Below are 22,389 nucleotides of genomic sequence, written 5' to 3' on the forward strand. Positions count from 1 at the left end.
CTTATCCTGCATCTTCTATGTTTGTTTATATGAGAATATCTCTGTTGAACCGAATCTCTTGAGGATATTTCACCGTTCCCTTGATTCGGCTAAAACTCTTCACTGGGCACTGGCCTACCGAACAGATATCCTTGTGCATACCTACAGCCCATTGTTTTCAATAAATCCGCCTGATCCGCTCTCTCCACACCTTCCGCAATCACCAGAACCTTGAACTCATTTGCCAGATTGATCACAAACTGCATGATCTGCTCTCTCTGCTTTGTATTCTCCCCCTGCCGCAGGAATTCCAGATCCATTTTTAAGACATCCACTGGAAGCTCTGACAGAGTATTCAGGGACGAATAACCTTTCCCGAAATCATCCATCTCAATGATGAATCCCAGCTTCCTTAATCTCATAATGACCTCTCTCATCTGCTGTGAATTTTTCACATATGCAGATTCTGTAATCTCAAGATGCAGTTCTTCTGGCTGTATTCTATATTTTTGAATCATATCTGAAAGATTCTGTATCATATCTTCGTGGTAAATATCCCGCCTGGATACATTCACCGAAAGCGGAATGCACTCCCTCTTTTCATCCTTCCATTTTCGAAGCAGTGCACAGGCTTTTTCCCATACCAGAAGGTCCATGGAATATATAAAACCGTTATTTTCAAAGATGGGGATGAAATCCCCCGGTGAGATCAATCCAAATTCAGGGTGAATCCACCGCACTAATACCTCTGCACCGATCAACTTTCCTGTAGCAATCTCTACTTTCGGCTGCAGATATATTTGAAAATCCCCTCGTTTGAGAGAATCTTCCATCGTGTTCAAAATCCTCTGTTCAAAAAGCAGCCTCTCGCGAAGAGATTCGTTGTAAAACGCGATACTGCTGCCGAATACCCCCTTGATGCTCTCTGAAGCAAGATAAGCCCGGTCACACATCCCTGGGACAGGCAATGTCCGGTCATCCATCTGATAAATCCCAATCTTTACCTCCAACCGCATAGACAGCGGATAATTCTCAAGCAGATTCTCAATATTACAACGCAGATTTTCATGCATCCCCTCATCCCGCGGTACCAGTGCGAAGAACATATCGGCCCTGGCCCTTGTGAACAGAGATGGTTCCTTCGTCTGGCTGCCTTGCAGGCACAACGCCAGATCAGTCAAAAGTCTGTTGCCCGCCGCGCGCCCGAAGACATCATTCACAATTTTGAACCGTTCCACATCCATCGCTATGACATCGAACTCCATCTCCGGTTCGGCCTTTAAAAGCGCCTCCGCCCTATCATAAAACACGTTCTCCATATATAGATTTGTTAGCGGATCACGCTCCAGAATCTCAATGGTATACTTTGCCTCTCGTGCTTCCTCCAGTATTCGTTTCAGCTCCGCGTTCGTCTTAGCAAGTGTTCTCTGATAATTGATCAATTGATTATTCATCCTTTGTATCTCATAATACCCCTGCCCATATTCCTTCGGTTCGGCAAATTCTGGTTCCTCATATAATGCAATGCACTGCTCTATCCATTTGACAGAGCGCACAGGATTGTCCTGTGTACTATAGATCAGGCACAGCAGATGATTCTGGCTTTTCTTAAGTGTCATAGCCGCCATCTGAATTCCCGCCCTATTCTGCACCGCACAGGCAGGTCCTGTCAAAAGCTCCTCCTGCTTAAGCTCCATATAATCTGAGACAGTCCGCTGCCCTGACTTCTCCAGAAGCCGTCCAAATCTTGCGGCATCCTCAAACACACTTCCCACATTCATCCCTTTTCTAAGGAAGTCCTCTGGTACGCTGTGAATGATCCTTTCTACATTCCCTCTCATATCACAAAAAGCAATAAATCCAATCATCATAGTTTTCACAATGTATGTTCTGCCCACTCCACAAGTGCTCTTGCATCACAGGTATATACATCTACACTCCAGTTCTTCCAGATTTCATTTGTACTTTGAAAGGCATTTCCTCCGACTGCTATCTTAATCTGAGGATACTGTCTGTGAATCTCTTCTGCCATCTCTTTACAAGCAATCAAATGCTGCGGCATGGTGACCGAAAGCGCCACAAGATAAGGAGCATGCTCCTTAAGTGCTGCCAAAAGCGCATCCATCGGGACTGCCGCTCCCAGATAGATGCTGTCCCAGCCTCTGTACTCAAACAGATCTGCTATCATACGTGCACCCAGCTCATGCAGCTCACTTCCCGCACAAGCCACCAGCACCTTTTTCGAAACCCGTTCCTTCTGCCCGAACACAATTGGATACATCTGGGAAATTGCAAGCTGTGTCACTGATGTACAATAATGCTCCGTATCCACTGTGATCAGATGCTGATGCCATAGTTCTCCGACCTGGCGCATCGCCTCCGCCACAATATCTACGTATACGTTAGACAGCGGAATCCCTACGTTCACACATTCCAGAAGAAAAGACACGGCACCCTTTGTATCTGATTTCATTAAAAACGCCAGATATTGTTCTGCCTTCTCCTTATATTCTGAATGTGCCTGTTTGATGCCGCATTTTTCTGCACGATATTCTTCTGCCAGTGCACGACCTGCACATGTAAGCAGCCTGTCCAGTTTTTGGCACTCTGCATCGGACATGATTAATACCATAGCATCATGTATACTTTGAAAATGTTCTGTCAACATCCCATACATCTGTTCCTTGGTCTTATCTGGTTTGAGCGGACGAAGCAGGTGATAGACCCATCTTGCATACTCTTCAAAAATCTTTGGTTCTTCCAAGACATACGCTGTATAAAGGAAGGTAATACAGAACCGGACTCCCTGATATATATTCTCCTTATCCACAGCCGTGATTATCCTGTCTTTGTAAAAATCTAACTGTAACTGTCTTCCAAAAACTTCACTGTACAGCCTCTGGAACTTTGGATTATCCTCTATCATTAATAAGCTCATCACGTATCTCCCTTGTCCTGACGTCCTTAACATCCTTATTCTACCATATAAATCAGAAAAGAACATAAGATTTTCACCTATATCTGTTATTTTTCTTCGCATTTATCTACCGAATTTGCTGCTGTTTCCAATTTTGCATAAAGGACCTGCTCAAGGAAGGTGACCTTTGTGATCGTCCGCTGCACGGATCTGTTTACTTCCAGCAGCTCGCAAATATTATCCGCAAGCTCAACGGCTTTCTGCAGCTTCTCTCCTTCTGCATTCAGGATATGAGCCAATGCACATTCCGACTTTGCGACCGACTCAATGATACTACATCTGCAATCTTCCCTCTCACAGCAGCATGAAAAATTGCAGTCACAAATTTCTTTTCCACAAAAATCAAGGACGCATTTTAGGATACAGGGACATGAGCAGGAATCCCACACCAAAATAAAAAGTACAAGCTTCTTCCTTTCTATACCGCAGCATGGGCAGAAAATGAGAGCTTTTACTTTATAACAATCTGGAATACAAAGACATCTTATCAGCTCTTCCCTGCAAAATATCTTAAGGAACTGCTTCTGGCGGCATCTCTGAACAAGAATCAGAAAGGGAGGAACAAACAGCACACCTAGATTCTCATCCTTTTCTGATCTTTGCAGGACCTGCACCATCTCTCCTTCTCTTGTCAGCTCTATCGTGCAGTTTTCATAAGCTACTATGATTGTTTCATTTTGACAATGGAAGCTTAATCCACATATGCCAGAGCTCACAGCACAGCATTTACGTATTTGCACCTCGCCCCACTCCTCCATATCGCAATCCAATCTAAAAATGGTATGACGCAGCCGCTCCTCTGAGGCCCAGAAGCAATGCTCTATACTGTCATAACAAATTGCAAAATAGGGCCGATTCACCTCAAAGCTATGAAGAAAGATGAAATCCCGGCTGAATTTGCAGACTTTTGATTCCTCCGGCAGTGTCAAATAAAAAAAGTTTCCATCAAATGACATCCCCTTATATCGTTTACACAAAGGTTCCGATAAGCTGGTCACGGCGTCCAGCTCTAGTAATTGATCCATAAAAGACCTCCTATAAATTTCTGCCTTTCATATTTACTATATGCCATCCAGGAATTGAGGACACAAAACTGCCGAATAATGACCAATCAGAGTTTCTCTGCATACCTATAAAGTATAGAGCTGAAACCCGCTCTTACTATATAAAATGAAATTTCAGGAGGATCTGTTATGGGCATGCCTATTATAACGCCTGGGAACACCACTGCTGACCAGGCTATAACCAATTTGATAGAATCTATTGCAATGCAGGAAAACTCTCTTTCACACATCCTGAATGCAGAAGGAGAAAAAATGGAGTCCATCATTGATATGGATGGAACATCTACAGAGGAATTGCTAAGAATGAACAAATCAGCAGAATTGATGATCAGCGCAGTCACAAGGCTGGAGCTGATTCTCCAGGGGAAGGCAGAGCTGTTTATCCAATGCCCTCTTGTGCCCGAGAACAGTATGAATGGAATGGAGGAATAAGCTATGGCTACAATATCAGGACGCGTCATATTTGACCGAGACAGAAGTGCATCCATCACCACAGGAGACTCTGGGATTGCGGGGATTCCTGTCGTTTTACAGAATACACAGACGAATGTAAGGCTGACTGTCCTTACAGATGTGAATGGAAATTATACCTTCCTCAACGTACCAAACGGGGACTACCGAATCGTAGAATCCTATGGTACTTCTGGAGGAGTACCGACACCTGGCGACTTTGAGGATGCCGCTGCCGGGCCTGTACCACAAGGGATGAATCCACCGATCGGCACGGTCATTGCCCCGCCTGCCGGAACTACTAATCTGGATTCCCTGACACCGGATACACTTCTCGTAACCGTATCCGGTACAAACCTGACCAACCAGAACTTTTTAAATGGCCCTGTGATCTATACTCCCATTGAGGCTCTTCTGGATCAATGCGCGATCGTCTCTGGCGAAAATCTGATCAAAGCGGCAGACAATGGGACCTTCGGAACTTTTCCGCCCGGCACCCCGGCAAATACAGGGGCACCCACGGAGCCTTATCCTGATGTAACGCCCGATTTCACCTATGTACTGCCGAACCCGGAAGTCTACGCGCCATTCGGAGGAGAGTATACGGTACAAAATATCATGACCAACTCCCTGAGCTCGGAGATTGGCGCATGGTGGCGCATCGCGGACCACACGACCGGAAATGAGACCGGACGCATGATGATCGTCAATGGATTCAACCCCGGCGCTGTTTTTTTCAGAGCCACGGTAAATGTTCAGCCCAATACGAACTATCTATTTACCTCCTGGATCCTGAATCTATTTAAAGTAACAGGATATCCGAATCCAGAATTGAGTGTCCGAATCTTAAACGAGGACGGTCAGGTGCTTTACAGTGCTCCTTTAGGAGTCCTGATTCCGCCCAATGTCAATGCACCGGAATGGAAACAGATCGGAACTGTTATCAATTCCCAGGATAATACCTCTCTCATCGTTGAATTCCGAAGCGAAGGCCCTGAGGTAATTGGAAATGATTACGCCATCGATGATGTAGAATTCCATGAAATCCTTATCCGCGAATTCACCCCTGTTAAAACATCCAGTGTCTCCTCCGCCAGCATCGGAGAAAACGTTGAATATACAGTCACTCTGACCAACACCTGCACGAACCCTCTGACAAATGTATTTTTCCGGGATCTGGTCCCTACCGGGCTGAATTTCGTACCGGGCAGTGTCACAGTCAACGGAACCTCACTTCCTGCTGCCAATCCGAATACGGGCTTTACCATCCCGAATATCCCCGGAAACGGGACCGCTACGGTCACCTTCCAGACTGTTGCCGGATCTGTTCCTGCACAGAATCCGACACACAACCAGGCCGCTGTCACCTACTTTTACACTCCAGTGGAGGGCGGAATTCCTGCCGAATTCGAGGTAGAATCCAATGAGGTCCCGGTACTCATCACTGGAACGCTGGCCGATCTGTCCGTCACAAAAACTGGCAGTCGTACCATACAGCAGGGCGGTCTACTGACCTATACGATCACCGTATCAAATTCTGGACCTTCTGCCGCCGAAAATGTTTTATTGACCGATACCATTCCTGCTGCCCTTACAGGCGCAGAATATTCCCTAAACGGTGGTTCCACTTTCCTTCCATGGCCTGGAAACTTAAGTCTGGGAACACTGGCAGAAGGGGAAGTAAGAACGATACTCATCCGGGGAACGGTACAGCCGCAGGCCGAGGGAAATATCATAAATACAGCCACCGTCACCTCGTCAACCCCTGACCCGAATCCTGACAATAATACTTCTACGATCACGACCACCATATTGACCCCAAGATGTCAGGCCTTGGTGGATCTGGTAGAATCCGTCGCACTCCAGGAGGCCGCACTTGCGCGCATCCTAAATGCAGAGGGACTGAAAATGCAGAAATTCATCAATATGGAAGGTGTTACAAACGACGAACTGTTCGAGCTGAACCGTTCTGTAACGAGTATGATCGGCTCTGTCTCCCGGCTTGAGATTGTACTCCAGGCAAAACTGCAGAATGCATCCTGTCAATTAGAGAACTGCCTGGAGAGTTAGGCATCGATTTTTCTTACACTTCAAAAGGCGGCACAAAAAACGTGCCGCCTTTCTCTACTCATCACATGTCCTCTTTGTATCTCTGTTGATTTCTGTTCATTTCTGCAAAATCAAGCAAAAAAATCCGTTTATTACCACCCGAGCCTACATACTGGCTGTAACCTTAGCCGCCAGATATACAACATTCGTCTTACCATCCTTATCAAAAGAGGGATTGAGCATGACTCTAAAATACAATAATTTTCCTTCCCGGGTCCTCATGCGGATCTGATAAGCGAATTCCTCCTTCAGCCTCCTTAGCTGATACAGATCCATCACATTATGCCATAACTCCTGGTCGTCCTCATAGACATTTTTCTCTGCGAACTCTGCCACAATCTGATGGTAGCCCGACTGACGACCGATCAGCTCCGGGTGCAGCCATTCCTGCAGAGCAACTACAGTCGCTTTTTCGAGGTCTATCTGCCAACAGCTATCTGTAAATACCTTCATAACTGCAAATAATTCGTGATTATACTGCTTAAGGTTCATTTTCTTTTCCCATTCGTTCAAGCCATATCCTGACACGAACTGTGGCCTTACCCAGATTTCGTCTTTTTCCTCTGTATTCTCCTTTACATTCTCTCCTATCTGATTCTCCCCATTTTTCCTCATATATAGGGCCGCCTCATCGATTTCCGTAAACGGACAGACTGTATTTAATACATCCTCATAGTCCAACGGCTTTGCAATATGCGCATTCATACCTGCATCCAGGCAGTTCTTGACATCCTCTGCAAACGCATTTGCCGTCATTGCAATGATCGGAATGGTCTTTGCATCCGCCTTATCCGATGCCCGGATGGCCTTTGAAGCTGTCAGCCCATCCATGACAGGCATCATAATGTCCATCAGAACAATCTGATAACTTCCTGGTTCTGATTGGGTAAACTTATCCACTGCAATCTGCCCATTCTCTGCAGTATCAATCATTGCCCCTGCCTCTTCCAGCATAAATCGTGCGATCTCCATATTGAGTTCATTATCTTCCACTAAAAGGATTCTAGCTCCTTCCAGTCCTCTGCTTCCCGCATACCTGCCCTTCTGTGAATTCTGCTGTGGACATTTATCGATTTGGAAAGTGAGGGTAACCAAAAAGACACTCCCTTCTCCGACCGTACTCTCGACTGTGATCGTTCCATGCATCGCATCTACCATTTTTTTTACAATCGACATTCCAAGCCCGCTTCCATTAAAAGTCGTCCTGCTGTCACTCTTCTCCTGATTGAACGGTTCAAAAATATGCTCCATAAACTCTTCACTCATTCCAATTCCCGTATCAGCAACACGGAAACAGTAGGTCGCAGTATCCTCAGTGGATGCGATTTCCTCCACACTGCAGTCTACTATGCCGCCTGGTTTATTGTATTTAACAGCATTACTTTCAATATTCATTAAAATCTGCCGGACATGGAGCGGACTTCCAATCAAGCGGGTATGAGGCATCTGTTTCGGCGAATCGCAGTAAATCGTGACCCCATATTCAATGGCGAACTGCCTTGTGATCCGTGTATTATTTACCAGCATCTCGTTCAGATCAAAAGACTCTTCCGTCAGGCTCAGTCTTCCGCTCTCTATCCTGCTCATCTCCAGGACATCATTGATCAATGTTAGCAGATACCCCGCAGATGTCTCAATTTTTTGAATGCATTCATCTACCCGTTCTTCGTCATAACGATTCTTCTTAATAATATCCAGCATTCCCATAATTCCATTCATAGGCGTCCTGATATCATGTGACATCCGGGAAAGGAATTCCGATTTCGCATGATTGGCACGGTTAGCCTCCTCAACGGTCCTTGCCAACTGATTCTGATAATCCCGTTCCTTTTTCATCTGCTCTTCCAGTGCCTGTCTCTGCTTCCGTTCGCTTTGTGCCTCTTTCCCTCGGTAGAACAGAACTACGATCAATACGAAACCGACTGCCAGAATCGTCAGGAAAACGACCGGCACGATTGGATTCTTGTACAAGTAGCTCAAAAAAGACGCATCCGACTCACGCAGCTCCATATTTTCATCAATAATCTTCTGGACTTCCTCGCCACTGATGCTGTCTGCTATTTTATTCATCAAAGGGTATAGCACCGCGCCCTTTTCCCTTAACACAGCGATTGAAAAACTGGTGGGAGGATTCTGCATTGTCGTATAGGTAAGCTGATTCCTGATATCTGATCTCACATACATCTCTGCCACACAGGTATAGGTAAAGGTACAGTCAGCCTCTCCATCCATGACGGCACGGACACACTCATCTGTCGTATCATATTCCTTAACCTTCATGGAACCATACATCTCTTGATACGGATGATTAATATCTGCCGCTCCCCTTCTTGCTGCTACAATCCGGTAATCGCCGGAGTGGTCTTTCATCGTGATTCTTGAAAATCCTGCACTGAAATACGACGCCGTAAGGAAATATCCCATATCCTCTGCTTGAGAATAGCTCAGGGCACTGTCAATGACCAGATCTGCTGCCCCTGACTTCATCGCCTCATAGTACTCTGCCGTATTCGCCGTTTCCATGATTTCATAGGGAATTCCACACTTTTCTGCAACCCTCTCCATAATATCTACCATGATTCCTTTGGGCTTATGTGCCACAAAATAGGAGTAGGGTTTGATTCCGGGATTAATCAGGACCCTGACGGTCTTTCCCTTTGCATGCAGCTCATTCAAATAACTCTGTTCGTCCGCAGTCAGTACGATTTCTTTTCCGCCAGAAGACTTGTTATAATATTTGTATGCCAGCATGGACTTCCAACTGGGATAATCGGAATTAAGAAGTACAATTGCGTGATTCACCTTCTCTAAAAGCGCTGTATTTCCTTTTTTCACCATTACATAAAATGCAGAGCTGTCAAATTTGTCCAGTATAATTTCATTCTCGATCTGCCTTAAATCGCTGGTCACCATTGCATCGATCTGCTTCCCGTAAAACATTGCAGCCTTCATATCCTCCTGATTTTCGAAATAGACCGGGATATAGGAGAATCCTTTTTCTGCTGCATACTTTTCGAAGCTTAGGTTTCTGCTGTTATTCTTAAGAAGGCCCACACGCATTCCATTATAGCCGGCATAGTCACCCGCACTATAGAGATGCGCACTTGCACTTGTTGTCAGGATCGTGGAGCTGACACCGATGCTCTGCTCACTGAAATCAAAATCCGCCTCTCTTTTAGGAAGCTTCTGAGCAGAGGTCAAAAGATCGATCTCGCCGTCCTTTAGCATCTGCTGCATTTTGGACCAACTCTTGCCATAACCGATATATTCATATTCAAAATTTTCATAGCCCGCAATCATCTGCAGAAAATCATATCCATAGCCGGTTCTGCGGCCATCTTCCTTGATCTCGTGATAACCGTCGAACTGAAAAAATCCAACCTTTATTTTTCCAGGCTGGCTGTTCTTTCCTTGATATGTATTGTCTGCGGCGTAAATTGGGATGGATCGTATCGTTGATAACCACACTGCCATAAGACATATAGACATTAAAAGAGAACACCATTTGTTAATCCGGCCTCTTTCAGGGATTATCCACACTAAAAATCCCTCCTTTTCATTCGTATTTATCGTTACCGTTCCTCACTTTTGCACGGTTGCAAAGTCATGCTGTGTTACACACGCTCGGTGATAAATAAGATACTAACGGCCGAAGTATCTCTCCAAAACAGGTAATGGTATGGGAATTGCTATTGATAAACTGATTTCATGAATTTCTTTCTGTTCTATTTTAACACACAGGGCTGTATTTTACCATCATAATATAAAGATAAAATAATATAATTTATGTTTCATTCATTCTTACTATCCTGGATATTTCTGAATTACACTTGATAAACAGAGGACTTTTTTTCACTCTTGCCTTTCCCACAAAATCATATCATCTAATTTATATAAAATTTTCATCTAATTCTAATGGCATTTATTTTTTTTATCTCACGACGTTTGTCTTCTATTTTTAATTCACTTTTTCTTTCATCAAATTTATTTTGTACATAATACACAAAAAAAGCTTTTCACAAGCTGCTTTATTTGATAAAATAGAATAAAACTCACAATTATTTGTGTATACAGCATCTCTAAAGAATGGGGTTGCACATCACATATAAGAACAATATCGGGGGACCCACAATGAATCGTAAAAACAGTAAGCTTTTAAAAACAAATCTTTTGATCAGCATCATTTTGATTTTTGGCTTTGCCATTACCGCCATTTTCAGCTACCGCGCCAATTATCAGGTTTCTCTAAATAATGTAGAACAGGTATCTTCTCTGTCTGCTGATGGAATTTATTATCAAATGTCTTCCCTCTTCTCTAAGCCCATCAACATCTCACTCACAATGGCTCATGACAGCCTGCTCATCGACCACATCAATAAGGAACGTACGAATCTGGAAGATAGTGAATATATATTGACCGTCAAGAAATATCTGGAAGCCTATCAGAAAAAGTATGACTTCGATTCCGTTTTTCTGGTTTCTGCTGCTTCTGGCAGATATTATAACTTTAATGGACTGGACCGTGTCCTAACAAAAGAGAACCCTGAAAATGAATGGTATTACAGCCTGTTAGACAGTGCTGAAGAGTATTCTCTCAACGTAGATAATGATGAGGTGACAGGTGCGGATAATGTGATCACCACTTTCGTAAACTGTAAAATCCAGGGACCTGACGGCCGAATCCTCGGTGTGGTGGGCGTTGGAATACGGATGGACTATTTAAAAGAACTGCTTAAGGGATATGAGGATAAATTTGATGTCAGAGTCAGTCTGATCAATAAAGAAGGGGACATCGAAATTTCAACTTCCTATACTGGCTATGAAAAAAAGAATTGGTTCGACGTTTATGGACAGGAAGATATAAAATCTCAGGTTCTGAACTGGAATGATGCCTCCAAAAATCTGGAATTATGGACATCGAATGCAGATCATACAGACAAAAGTTATGTTGTAAGCCGCTACATCCCGGAATTATCCTGGAATTTGATTGTCGAACAGGAGACTGGACAGATCGTCCACGAAATGAAGATGCGGCTTTACCAGTCATTTTTCATTATCATGCTGGTCATTCTTTTGGTATTGGTCATCATCACCACTGTCATCCGTAACTTTAATGGTCAGATTGTCAAACTGGTAGATGAGCATCAAATGATGTTCAAGAAAGCGACCGAGGAGCTTTATGACAGTATCTATGAATTGAATTTGACGAAGAACTGTTATGTAGGTGAACCGACCGAAAAATATTTTTCCAGTTTGGGAGCCGGCAAGATGCCCTTTGATGAGGGTCTGCGCGTCATTGCCAAGAAGCAGATCAAGGAAGAATTCCGGGAGGGATATGTACAGATGTTCACCCCCAAAAATGCAATCCGAGAATTCGAGTCCGGAAACAATCATTTGAGCTACGACTTTATGATTACGGAAGATGGAATCAATTACCACTGGACCCGGGTGGAGACCTACCTGTTCTTCTCACAGGAGGATCAATCTGTCCATATGTTTTCCTATCGCAAGAACATAGATTCCGAAAAGAAGAAGGAACTGATGGCAAAGCAGGACGGAATGACTGGGTTCTATACCAAGATAACGACGGAGACCCTAATTCAAAAACAGTTATCAGAACATCCTGAAAATCGGTACGCTTTTATCATCTTCGATATTGATAATTTTAAACAGATTAATGACCGGTACGGGCATGCCTTCGGCGATTACTGCATCACCTGCTTTACCCAGAAGATACGCAGACATTTCCGGGAATCTGATATCCTCGGCCGAATCGGCGGTGATGAGTTTGCAGCCTTCCTATCTGTTCCTTCGGAAGATTTTGGAGAAGAAAAGGCAAGGGAGCTTTCAAAAGCTCTGGATATGGAGTGTGTCAAGGATGGGGTCAGCTGCCATCTCACTGCCAGCATTGGAATTGCGTTCTCCTCCTTGGGGCAGAACTTTGAAAACTTATATCGGTGCGCAGATGCCGCCCTATACCAGACAAAAGAAAATGGGAAAAATGGTTTCACCATATATCATGAAAGAGGTGCCCTATGAAATCTATAAGCAGAGGGAATAAAAAGACCTGGAAACAGATTATTCTGGCATGTGCGTTACTGGCAATGATTTTGTTTTCCTTTTATGATTTTGCGCACGATAACCATGAACGAATCATAGAACAAAACGAAATTTATACAAAGGATGTCACCAGACAGACGACTGACCGTGTTGACGATATGCTGAAAACCCGCCAGTATGCTCTGAATGTTATCGCTGTTACGGTAGAAAATTCTCTGACCAATCCCTCTGTGAGCCAGGATACACTTGCGATGCTGCAAAGGAAATCTGCTTTTGACTATCTGGAATTCGTAGATGCAAATGGGCTGAATCATCGAAGCGATGGACAGACATCTAACTCCGTCGACCGTGAAAATTACATAGAGGGCATGAAAGGTAATTCTGGAATCACCCTGATTTTCAATTCCAGAATTACCCATGAGACACTGGTGAACTATTACACTCCGATTTCTTATGAAGGAGAGATCATCGGTGTACTGAACGGAATGTACCGGGAAGAACGTCTGCGTCAAACTATCTCTACTGACTTTTTTGGAATGCCCGCAAGAACTTACCTCTGTAAAAAAGATGGAACCGTGATTTCAGTAAGCCATGACAAGAATCCACCCCAGAATATCCTGGAAATTCTTTCTAATCATAATGGAGTGTCTCAGGCAGATGTAGAGCAGATTCAGGATGCATTCGCAAAGCATTCTTCTTTCGGTTATACCTATCAAGATACCGAAGGGACCGGCAATGCATATCTGACCGCCCTTTCCAGCACCAATTGGATGCTACTGCAGATTTTCCCCTCTGCTCTGACTAACAATATGCTTTATACTGCTGCCTCATCAGGTGTGGAACTTGAGATACGTCTCGTCATCCTGTTCGTCTTGTATCTGCTCTATTTGATTTTAAAGAACAGAAGCCAGAAGAAGCGTCTGATTCAAGAAAAGCAAAAATTATCCTGGATTATTGAAGGGATCCTGCCTTTGTTTTCTAGGTTTGCAATCGTGGATTACGAAAGAGGCACCTATGAATATTTGGAGGGTACTCAAAAGGGCGTCCCCGCACAGGGGAATTTTGACGACCTGCATGCTTATCTGTCCGCCCATTATGTGGATGAGGATGGAATCGGGAAGACAAAAGCCTTGATGTCCAAGGAATCGGTCCGGGAACAGCTCAAAGAGGACAAACCTTACATTCAATATGAATACCGCATCCAATGGGAGGAAGAGCGCTGGGAGAATGCCTCGATCCTCTGCCTTAAGAAGAAAGACGGGATTCCATCCACAGTTCTTTTCGCGATACAGGATGTAACGGCGCTGAAACGGATAGAAGAAAAGGCCCGCCAGTCCCTTGAGGATGCTTTCCAGGCCGCGGAAGAGGCCAATCATGCAAAGAGTGACTTTCTTTCTCGCATGAGTCATGATATTCGCACCCCTATGAATGCCATCATGGGAATGACCTCCATCGCGCTTCTACATCTGGATGATACCAGGCGTGTCATCGACTGTCTGAATAAAATCCAGACCTCCAGCCAACATCTGTTAGCGCTCATTAACGAGGTCCTGGACATGTCCAAAATAGAGAGCGGCAAAATCGTACTGTCAGAAGAACCATTTCACATGTCGGATATTTTGGAGAGTATTCTCTCTATCACCTATCCACAGACAGAAGCCCAAAAACAGCATTTTAACATCGATCATCCCTGCCTTGCACACGAGGATGTGGTCGGAGATCCTCTTCGTCTGAGGCAGATGCTGGTGAATATCATATCCAATGCAGCCAAGTTCACCCCTGAAGGCGGAACCATTTCCTTCCGGCTCACAGAAAAACCTTCCCAGATACACGGAAGTGCCTGCTATGAATTTGTTATAGCAGATAATGGAATCGGTATGGAAGAGGAGTTCATTGCCCATATCTTCGATCCATTCACCCGCTCCCGCAAATCAGTTTCCCAGAATATTGAAGGAACAGGCCTTGGTATGTCCATTGCGAAGAATATCACACAGATGATGAATGGAACGATTCATGTTGAGAGCCATCTGAACCAGGGTACCACTTTTACAGTAGAAGTTTACTTAAAGCTTCAGCAGAAACGCTCTTCTGATTTAAAACTTTCTGAAAACCAGCATTCTACTATGGCAGGAGCGATGCTAAAACCAACCAATGCTCAAGAACTGGATCACCTGATACATGTTGATTACTCCGGACATCGAATCCTCCTCGCAGAGGATAATGATATGAACCTGGAGATTGGCCGGGAACTTCTTACCAATATGGGCATTCAGGTAGAGGCAGCCCGTGACGGACAACAGGCGGTAGATGCTGTGAAGAATCATCCGTCCCATTACTATGATCTGATTTTTATGGATATTCAGATGCCAAATAAGAATGGTTATGAGGCAGCCCGCGAAATTCGGGCGATCCATCGACAGGATCTGAAAGATATCCCTATTGTAGCCATGAGCGCCGATGCCTTCGCGGATGATGTCCGCAGGGCACTGGATGCAGGTATGAACGACCACGTGGCCAAGCCCGTGGAACCTCAGAAACTAATCGACGCACTGAAGAAATGGCTGCGTTGATCCTTTATAAAGTAAACGGCGCTGTACTTTACAAAAAGGCAAAGTACAGCGCCGAGTTTCGTTCTTCTGGACATACCTTATTGGGCATTAATAGCCCAATAAGGATACATTCTTATGAGGGAATATCTTTTCATATTCCCTTAATTTCCAATGGTACACACCTTCTGTCCACATGCTGTAACTGTCTGCTCATATTGTGTGTCCATGACCTTCCTGCCGCCGGTAAAGACGACCATCACCGTGGAATCTTTTCCCAGTCTGGCAAGTGCTTCTAAATCTACCCGGAGCATCGGCTCTCCCTTTTTCACTTCCTGGCCCTCTGACACAAGCTTCTCAAAACCTTCCCCATTCAGGGACACTGTATCGATTCCCACATGGATCAGAAGCTCCGTACCGAAAGCCGTTGTCATACCGATTGCATGCCCGGTCTCATATGCCACCTCAATCCGTCCGTCTGCCGGGGCTTTGATGATGCCATCTGTCGGAATGACTGCAAATCCATCGCCCAGCAGCTTCTGGGCAAAGGTCGGATCATTTACGCTCTCCAATGCAATCATCTGTCCATTGACAGGAGATGTAATTTCCTCTTCCTCAAAACTCCCTTCCGGCTCTGTCTCCTTTATGTCCGGCACGGTCACTTCCTTCGGGATTCCGAACATGCAGGTCATTACAAAGCAGAACACTACTGAAAAAATGGAGATTACCAAGTACCATAACAGTTGTCTCCCCTCATAGATATACATCAGATAAGAAGGAAGTACAGCGAGTCCATATGAGTTGGACTGGATATTCAGTATCGATAAAAATGCTGCCCCCAATCCCGAAGAACAGAGCATGATCATAAGCGGCCTTAAATTATACCTAAGCTGGATACCAAAAAGTACTGGTTCACTGATTCCAAATAATTGTGAAAGCATGGCTCCGATCGCGGTCTGACGTACATTCTCCTTCTTGGATTTTACAAAAAATGCCAGACAGGTGCCTACATTTGCAAATCCATACATGGCACAGAGCGTGATGACTGGATTAAATCCGGTATTTGCTAACAGGGAGGTCTCGATCATGGTATATGTATGATGCAGCCCCGTGATCACCAGCAGAGGATAGGTCGCGCCAATCAAAAATCCACCAATTCCAAACGGAATATGAATCAATAGTTCTACGATCTGTACCAGCTTTAACTCTATGACATGCATGACTGGTCCTATTCCAAGAATGACTGCCAGAAATGTCACCAGCATGACGATAAATGGAGTCATGATCAAATCCAGCGCATTGGGCATGACCTTACGAAGCTTCTTTTCCAGATTCGCGCCGATCAGGGCCGTAAGTATGGCAGTCAGAACACTTCCCTGACAGCCGACAATCGGAATCATGCCAAACGCTTTGACAGCCTCTACTCCGCTGTTCGGATCGGCCACCGAATAGGCATTCGGCAGAATCGGAGAGACAAGCATCAGCCCCAGAACGATCCCGATGACCGGCATGCCGCCGAACACCTTATATGCAGACCAGCAGATAATGGCAGGAAGAAAAGCAAATGCCGTCTCCGTGAGCACATTTACCAATGTCGTCACATAGTCCGGTATCATACTGGAATTTGCCCCAAAAAGCGCCAGAACATTGTCATTAAAGACGCATCCCTTCAAACCCAGGAACAGACCTGTCGCCGCAATCACCGGAATAATAGGTACAAAAATATCCCCCAGAGTCCTCATCAGACGTTTGATTCCTTTTTGCTGCTTCTTCACGATTGCATCCTGTTCCTGTTTAGACAGTGTATTCAGTCCCATCTTTTCCATTTCTGCATACACCTTATTCACAATCCCTGTACCCAGAATGATCTGAAACTGTCCGGCATTAAAAAAGGTACCTTTCACCAATGGGACTTTTTCCAGTTTCTTTTCATCGATCGCCTCTCTGTCCTTCACGATCAGACGAAGACGTGTGGCACAGTGTGTTGCGGAAATCATATTATCTTTCCCTACGATCTCGATGATCTGCCGTGCAATATCCTGATAATTATTCTTCTCCATTATCGTTTCCCCCTGTTCTTCCTCTTAGAAGCAGTGACTGATATGGCTTAAGGACCAGCTTAGCCCCTCTTATTTCTGCTTCTCCATAGCTTGACCAGATTGTTTCTGCCTCCTGTTGTGGCATGTCTTCCACGCTTTCTTCCCTGCTGAAATTAAACCAGCAGTAGATTGTCTCTTCCTGTGTATACCGCTGATATGCGATCACATTTTCATTGCTTGCGATGGGTTTTATATTTCCATAAATCAAACAGTGATGATACGGTCCCTTCTGCCGGAAAGAAATCATGGATCTATAAAATTCGTAGACACTTCCTTCTCTGCCCACCTGTTCCTCAGCATTGATGGCTGGATATTCTTCTGACATCCCAAGCCAGGGCTTGACAGATGAAAAGCCGCCAAACTGTTCTTTCTTCCATGGAAACGGCGTCCGCGCGTTATCTCTGCTTCTCAGATTCACGAATTCCAACGCTTCCTCTTCACTATATCCCTCTTCCAGGGAACGGTAATATTGATCGATACTGGACAAGTCATTGAACTCTGCAATACTTTCCCTCTTGAAATTTCTCATTCCAAGTTCCTGTCCCTGGTAAATAAAAGGCATCCCCCTTAAGAAGAAATACATCGCCCCAAGTGTCTTGACAGCTTCTTGATCTGTCTCATCCTCTCTTAAGTATTTCGTAGCGGCGCGCGGCTGATCATGATTTTCTATGAAGTTCGCACACCAGCCATATTTCTGCAATGCCATCTGGCTTGCCATGATCTTCTCATTGAGATCCCGGATATTCCAATCGATGCGTTTGAACCATTCACTCCCGGATGCGATATCAAGATCTGCATAACGGAAATCAAAGATCATCGAGAAATATCCCTGTTCTCCGATGAATTCCTCCAATTCATCATACGGTACTCCAGGTGCTTCTGCAACTGTAACGCACTCATGTCTATCGAAGGTGTGCTCCTTCAATTCGTGGAGAAATGTTCCTATCCCCGGCTGATTCCGGGCGGCCTTCGTACATTTTGCCAGACCATCCGCACCGTCTGGATGGCGGTCCTTCCAGGAGAGGTCCTTTTTTACAAAAGTGATTGCATCAATCCGAAATCCTGCGATTCCCTTCTCCAGCCACCAATTGACCATCTCATATAACCGTTCCCGCAGTTTTGGGTTCTCCCAATTCAAATCTGGCTGCTTCTTCCCGAACGCATGAAAATAGTACTCCTTTCGCCCCGGAACTTTCTCCCACACACTGCCGCCAAAAACAGACCGCCAGTTATTCGGTTCCCTGTCCCCTTCCCTGAAAATATAGAAATCATGGTATGGAGAATTGGAATCGGCCAAGGCCTTCTGAAACCACTCATGTTCATCCGAAGTATGGTTGATGACCAGGTCTAACATGATCTTGATTCTTCTTTTCCTTGCTTCCCCGATCAGTTCCTCCAGATCCTCCATGGTTCCAAATTCCTTTGCGACCGCTCTGTAGTCAGATATGTCATATCCATTATCATCCATCGGCGATTGATAGATCGGGCAGATCCAGAGCATTGTTATCCCCAGATTCTCCAGATAATCTAGTTTTTCTGTAATTCCTCTTAAATCTCCGATTCCATCCTGATTGCTGTCATAAAAGCTCTTCGGATAGATCTGATATACAACTTCCTCCTGCCACCACTGTTCTTTCATGCTCACTGTTCCTCCCTAAATCTGGTCTGATTACCTTTCTTCTGACAAGTTCCTTATAAAGACCGTCTTCCATGACTGGTTCGCAAATGGATGATGCACATTCCTGAACCAGTATACTGCAGCTTCCTACCGCAACTGCTGTCCCTGTTTCTTTCATCATTGCAATATCATTTTCACTGTCACCAAAGCTGATCGTATTATCCTTTGAGATTCCAAGTCTCTGATTGACCTTTTGTACTGCCTTTCCTTTGTCGCACCCTCTGGGAAGCAGCTCCAGGTACCATCGGCCGTTCCATAACTTTTCCTGTCCGATTTCCGACTCACCTCTTAACGAAAACTGGATTCTCTCTATCTCTCTTTTCTCTCCTGCCATGCACAGCTTATGGACATTTGTAACTTTCTCATCATACTGCTTTAGATTCGCCTCATAGACAATCTTGTTCTGAATCAGAAACTGATTCTTCCGCTGCTCGTTCAATCCTCGAAGCTTCTTTTCGATATCTTGGCGGTAAAATGTGAACGCTTTTTCATCCATCCATATTTTTGTCTCTGTCTCCATAGCCAGTGAAAAATCCCCCTGATCATGCTGCCTTAGTACATACTCGATGGTCCGGGGTGAAAAATACTTTTTCCATAATATCTCATCACGATACCGGATATAACATCCGCCTCCTGAAATCATCCCGTCCAGCGAAAGTGCCTGTACATCATTCTGAATCGAGGCTGGGTTTCTTCCCGTACAGATGATGACTTTTATGTTCTGTTTCCTGCATTGCTCAAGTGCCCATATAGCACTCTTAGGAATCCCCTTTTGTTCATCTCGCAGGGTTCCGTCAATATCCAGATAAATAGCCTCTGTCATCGCTTTGCTTCCTCTCTGTTTGATCTGAGGTCAGATTAACACAAAAAAAAGAGTCCTTCAATCATCTGGACTCTTTTAAGAACTATGTACTCTTTTTGTACATAGTTTTCATATCTGCAACTTTGTACACCTCTTTTTATTCTCCATTTCTCCTCTTTTTCCGAAACCTTATTCCCTCTTAATCTCCTCTTTTTTACCGGACAGATAGTTCTGGTAAGACAGGTAAAGATACTCGATCAGAATAAAATAGGGTGTGCTGCTTTCATATTCAATATGGTACTTCACTGGCAAGCGGACCGAATTGATATACAGATTTTCTTCACATACCGAGGCAAGACTGTTGCTTGTCAGCCTGGTGATAGAAACCAGTGGAACACGGTTCATCCTCAATGCCTTTGCAAGCTCCACGACTGTGTCAGATTCACCGGACAGTGAAATAATAATCACCAAATCTTCCGGGGCCGCACTTTTTAAGAGCGCATAGCACATATCATGCCCGTGCAGATGTATGATTTCCCTGGCCGGAAGGAAGATCCGCTTCATCTCGCTGGCCGCCCGCGCTTGTGACGAGCCGCTTCCAAAGACAAAGACCCGCCTGGCGTGATACAATTTTTCAAAAAATGAAGACAGATCTTTTTGATTCAGATCATCCATCATCTTATGGTAGCTGTCCGTCATGGTCTTAAGTAAGCCCTTCACATCCCCCTCCGGCTCCTGCATCTCAAGCTTCACCCTTGCCTTCAATTCACTGTAACCTGTCAGGCCTAGCTTTTTTGCGAACCTCACCAGCAGAGTCTTAGAGACATTGCAAGAAGCGGCAAAATCATCAATTGTCTTTTTTACACAGTCGGCATAATGATTGCGCAGATAATGGCATACATACTTTTCGTTCTCACTGAACGCTTCATAATGACTGTTCAACAGCTCTTCAACTCTCATCTGCCATCTTCCTTTCCTGAATCTGCACGAATTCAAGGTAACGAACAGACAACACATCCAGTAACATATAAAATGACGCCACCATCTCATATGTCCTGCCCGATGACTGGCTGATTGTCCTCGTCCCCACATATAAACTTTCCTGGCAGAGCCTTGCCAGAGAATTGTTCTCCCACCGCGTGAAGGAAATGGTCTGGACACCTGCCTTTTGAACGGCTCTCACCACATCCATGGATTCCTTATTTTCTCCTGAAAGAGAAATTGCCAGCAGAAGATCTTTCTCCTTCATCCGCTCGACAGCAAATTCCACTTCTCCCAGATCGAACAGATCGACGCAGCATTTTCCAAAGGTCATAAAAATCCGCTTAAATTCTTCCGCTATGATCTTCTGCTCATTGCCCGAGCCATACATATAAACTGTATCTGCCTCATATATGCTCTTGCATACTTTTTGATACCTATGCTTCTTCAGCTCATCAACCATAAGATGATACTCACTGACAATGTCCTGCAGATCATAAGTACAGGGCGAAAGCCCCTCTTCCCTTCTCATGTTCAACAGCACTTTGAATTCCTGATATGAGTCAATCCCAAGCTTCTTCATCAAACGAACCAATGTCGTCCTCGACACATGCAGATAGGAGGCCAGTTGTGTACTGTTCATCTCCCAGACTTTTTGCTTATTGCTAAAAACTGCGGTCAGCATCTCTCTGTCATTCGCAGTGAGCAACGAATATTTTTGATTTACAAGTTCTTCCAGATTCATCCTCACACCTCAACATCTGTTCCGATTCCCCTCCGGGTGACTCCTCTGACTCCATTCTTCTTTATCTGATGAAATGAGTCGGTGTGACCTTCTCCTTTTTGGGCAGCCCAAAAGCTTCTTTGCCGAGCTGGATGCTCTTCATCAGAAATGCCATATTCCTTGCAAGGGTCCGCATCGTCTGGAGGCCTTCTGCATCCTGCAGCGCTTCCCCCGGTGTCCTGCCGTGAATACTATTCCAGTACTGGCTGGATGCGACCGGCATTCCTGCAATGGTGAAATACTTGTTCAGTTCATCAAACGTCGCTGACAGACCGCCTCTTCTTGCCGCTACAACACTCGCCCCGACCTTCATCGTTTTATCAAATAAGGTACTATAGAACAAACGATCCAGAAGTGCGACCAGAGTCGCATTCGCCGATGCATAATAGACTGGGCTGGCAGCTACCAGACCGTCACAGTCTTCAAACTTCGGAGCGATTTCATTGACCGCATCATCAAATACACATTTTCCCTTCTCGCTGCAGGAATTGCAGGCGATGCATCCCCGGATATCCTTGTTTCCCACCTGCACAATCTCCACTTCAATGCCTTCCTCCGCGAAGACCTTCTCCATCTCCTGCAGGGCGATATATGTATTGCCATCTTTGTGCGGGCTGCCGTTTAACATTAATACTTTCATTTTAGAATCCTCCTTTTCCTTTGTCACATACTGCCGTACTGCTTCACTTATGTCCCCCATGTCTTTTAGAATCTCATCAACCAATGACATCATTTTAGAAGACATGGAAATATGTGCTCTTAGAATATACATTTATACTATCATAAATTGCTGGCTTTTACTATTCCCAAGAAACTGAAAAAACTTATAGAAATAAAATTACTTTGAACCGGCAGATTTT

14 protein-coding genes are annotated in these 22,389 nt (G+C 44.7%); 4 read left to right on the forward strand and 10 right to left on the reverse strand.

All coding sequences use genetic code 11. The features are described from left to right. Positions 1–89 precede the first annotated feature (89 nt). From HGO97_RS03970 to HGO97_RS23645, 3 genes are all read right to left on the reverse strand, one after another. Entirely contained in the window at positions 90–1,850 is a 1,761-nt protein-coding gene (locus HGO97_RS03970; protein WP_216239661.1) for a putative bifunctional diguanylate cyclase/phosphodiesterase, read from the reverse strand. A gap of 5 nt (positions 1,851–1,855) precedes the next feature. Beyond that, positions 1,856–2,917, reverse strand: coding sequence for a cobalamin B12-binding domain-containing protein (locus HGO97_RS03975; protein ID WP_216239663.1), 1,062 nt, complete (start codon positions 2,915–2,917; stop codon positions 1,856–1,858). 86 nt (positions 2,918–3,003) lie between these two features. Then, positions 3,004–3,981, reverse strand: a complete 978-nt coding sequence (locus HGO97_RS23645) for a hypothetical protein (RefSeq protein ID WP_246597285.1) — start codon at positions 3,979–3,981, stop codon at positions 3,004–3,006. A 168-nt stretch (positions 3,982–4,149) separates the two neighbouring features. Here HGO97_RS23645 and HGO97_RS03985 point away from each other — a divergent pair, with 168 nt between their 5' ends. Further along, entirely contained in the window at positions 4,150–4,452 is a 303-nt protein-coding gene (locus tag HGO97_RS03985; RefSeq protein WP_216239665.1) for a hypothetical protein, read from the forward strand. 3 nt (positions 4,453–4,455) lie between these two features. After that, positions 4,456–6,540, forward strand: a complete 2,085-nt coding sequence (locus HGO97_RS03990) for a DUF11 domain-containing protein (RefSeq protein ID WP_216239667.1) — start codon at positions 4,456–4,458, stop codon at positions 6,538–6,540. Positions 6,541–6,684: 144 nt separating this feature from the next. Here the strand turns inward: HGO97_RS03990 and HGO97_RS03995 are convergent, their stop codons facing one another. Beyond that, entirely contained in the window at positions 6,685–10,053 is a 3,369-nt protein-coding gene (locus HGO97_RS03995) for an ATP-binding protein (protein WP_216239669.1), read from the reverse strand. Between the two features lie 657 nt (positions 10,054–10,710). Between HGO97_RS03995 and HGO97_RS04000 the strand changes: the two genes are divergently transcribed. Both HGO97_RS04000 and HGO97_RS04005 read left to right on the forward strand, forming a co-directional pair. Next, positions 10,711–12,618 (forward strand): sensor domain-containing diguanylate cyclase, encoded by a 1,908-nt coding sequence (locus tag HGO97_RS04000; protein WP_216239677.1) that lies wholly within the window; start codon positions 10,711–10,713, stop codon positions 12,616–12,618. Then, on the forward strand, positions 12,615–15,209 hold the full coding sequence (locus tag HGO97_RS04005; protein ID WP_216239679.1) for a hybrid sensor histidine kinase/response regulator: 2,595 nt from the start codon (positions 12,615–12,617) through the stop codon (positions 15,207–15,209). Before HGO97_RS04000 ends, HGO97_RS04005 begins: the two co-directional genes overlap by 4 nt. Positions 15,210–15,349: 140 nt before the next feature. Here the strand turns inward: HGO97_RS04005 and HGO97_RS04010 are convergent, their stop codons facing one another. From HGO97_RS04010 to HGO97_RS04035, 6 genes are all read right to left on the reverse strand, one after another. After that, positions 15,350–17,245 (reverse strand): PTS beta-glucoside transporter subunit IIBCA, encoded by a 1,896-nt coding sequence (locus HGO97_RS04010; protein ID WP_216239681.1) that lies wholly within the window; start codon positions 17,243–17,245, stop codon positions 15,350–15,352. Beyond that, a complete protein-coding gene (locus HGO97_RS04015) occupies positions 17,232–18,923 on the reverse strand; it encodes a glycoside hydrolase family 13 protein (protein ID WP_216239683.1) in 1,692 nt (563 codons plus the stop codon). Before HGO97_RS04015 ends, HGO97_RS04010 begins: the two co-directional genes overlap by 14 nt. Next, complete coding sequence (locus HGO97_RS04020; RefSeq protein ID WP_216239685.1) at positions 18,862–19,785, reverse strand: HAD family hydrolase; 924 nt, start codon at positions 19,783–19,785, stop codon at positions 18,862–18,864. The genes HGO97_RS04015 and HGO97_RS04020 overlap by 62 nt, the downstream gene beginning before the upstream one ends. A gap of 168 nt (positions 19,786–19,953) precedes the next feature. Next, positions 19,954–20,724 carry a MurR/RpiR family transcriptional regulator gene (locus HGO97_RS04025; RefSeq protein ID WP_216239686.1) on the reverse strand — a complete coding sequence of 257 codons (771 nt, stop codon included), beginning with the start codon at positions 20,722–20,724 and terminating at the stop codon, positions 19,954–19,956. Continuing rightward, the gene (locus tag HGO97_RS04030) at positions 20,714–21,490 is read right to left on the reverse strand and encodes a MurR/RpiR family transcriptional regulator (protein WP_216239689.1); all 777 of its coding nucleotides are present in this window, start codon (positions 21,488–21,490) and stop codon (positions 20,714–20,716) included. The genes HGO97_RS04025 and HGO97_RS04030 overlap by 11 nt, the downstream gene beginning before the upstream one ends. A 61-nt stretch (positions 21,491–21,551) precedes the next feature. Beyond that, complete coding sequence (locus HGO97_RS04035; RefSeq protein WP_216239690.1) at positions 21,552–22,169, reverse strand: flavodoxin family protein; 618 nt, start codon at positions 22,167–22,169, stop codon at positions 21,552–21,554. Positions 22,170–22,389: the final 220 nt, after the last annotated feature.

Source organism: Faecalicatena faecalis (assembly GCF_012524165.2).
In the GTDB taxonomy this organism is placed as follows: Bacteria; Bacillota; Clostridia; order Lachnospirales; family Lachnospiraceae; genus Faecalicatena_A; species Faecalicatena_A faecalis.

Bases quoted from the DNA above. Each gene is read 5' to 3' on its own strand.
- HGO97_RS03970 (WP_216239661.1), bottom strand. From the start codon at position 1,850: ATGATGATTGGATTTATTGCTTTTTGTGATATGAGAGGGAATGTAGAA.
- HGO97_RS03975 (WP_216239663.1), bottom strand. From the start codon at position 2,917: ATGAGCTTATTAATGATAGAGGATAATCCAAAGTTCCAGAGGCTGTAC.
- HGO97_RS23645 (WP_246597285.1), bottom strand. From the start codon at position 3,981: ATGGATCAATTACTAGAGCTGGACGCCGTGACCAGCTTATCGGAACCT.
- HGO97_RS03985 (WP_216239665.1), top strand. From the start codon at position 4,150: ATGGGCATGCCTATTATAACGCCTGGGAACACCACTGCTGACCAGGCT.
- HGO97_RS03990 (WP_216239667.1), top strand. From the start codon at position 4,456: ATGGCTACAATATCAGGACGCGTCATATTTGACCGAGACAGAAGTGCA.
- HGO97_RS03995 (WP_216239669.1), bottom strand. From the start codon at position 10,053: ATGGCAGTGTGGTTATCAACGATACGATCCATCCCAATTTACGCCGCA.
- HGO97_RS04000 (WP_216239677.1), top strand. From the start codon at position 10,711: ATGAATCGTAAAAACAGTAAGCTTTTAAAAACAAATCTTTTGATCAGC.
- HGO97_RS04005 (WP_216239679.1), top strand. From the start codon at position 12,615: ATGAAATCTATAAGCAGAGGGAATAAAAAGACCTGGAAACAGATTATT.
- HGO97_RS04010 (WP_216239681.1), bottom strand. From the start codon at position 17,245: ATGGAGAAGAATAATTATCAGGATATTGCACGGCAGATCATCGAGATC.
- HGO97_RS04015 (WP_216239683.1), bottom strand. From the start codon at position 18,923: ATGAAAGAACAGTGGTGGCAGGAGGAAGTTGTATATCAGATCTATCCG.
- HGO97_RS04020 (WP_216239685.1), bottom strand. From the start codon at position 19,785: ATGACAGAGGCTATTTATCTGGATATTGACGGAACCCTGCGAGATGAA.
- HGO97_RS04025 (WP_216239686.1), bottom strand. From the start codon at position 20,724: ATGAGAGTTGAAGAGCTGTTGAACAGTCATTATGAAGCGTTCAGTGAG.
- HGO97_RS04030 (WP_216239689.1), bottom strand. From the start codon at position 21,490: ATGAATCTGGAAGAACTTGTAAATCAAAAATATTCGTTGCTCACTGCG.
- HGO97_RS04035 (WP_216239690.1), bottom strand. From the start codon at position 22,169: ATGAAAGTATTAATGTTAAACGGCAGCCCGCACAAAGATGGCAATACA.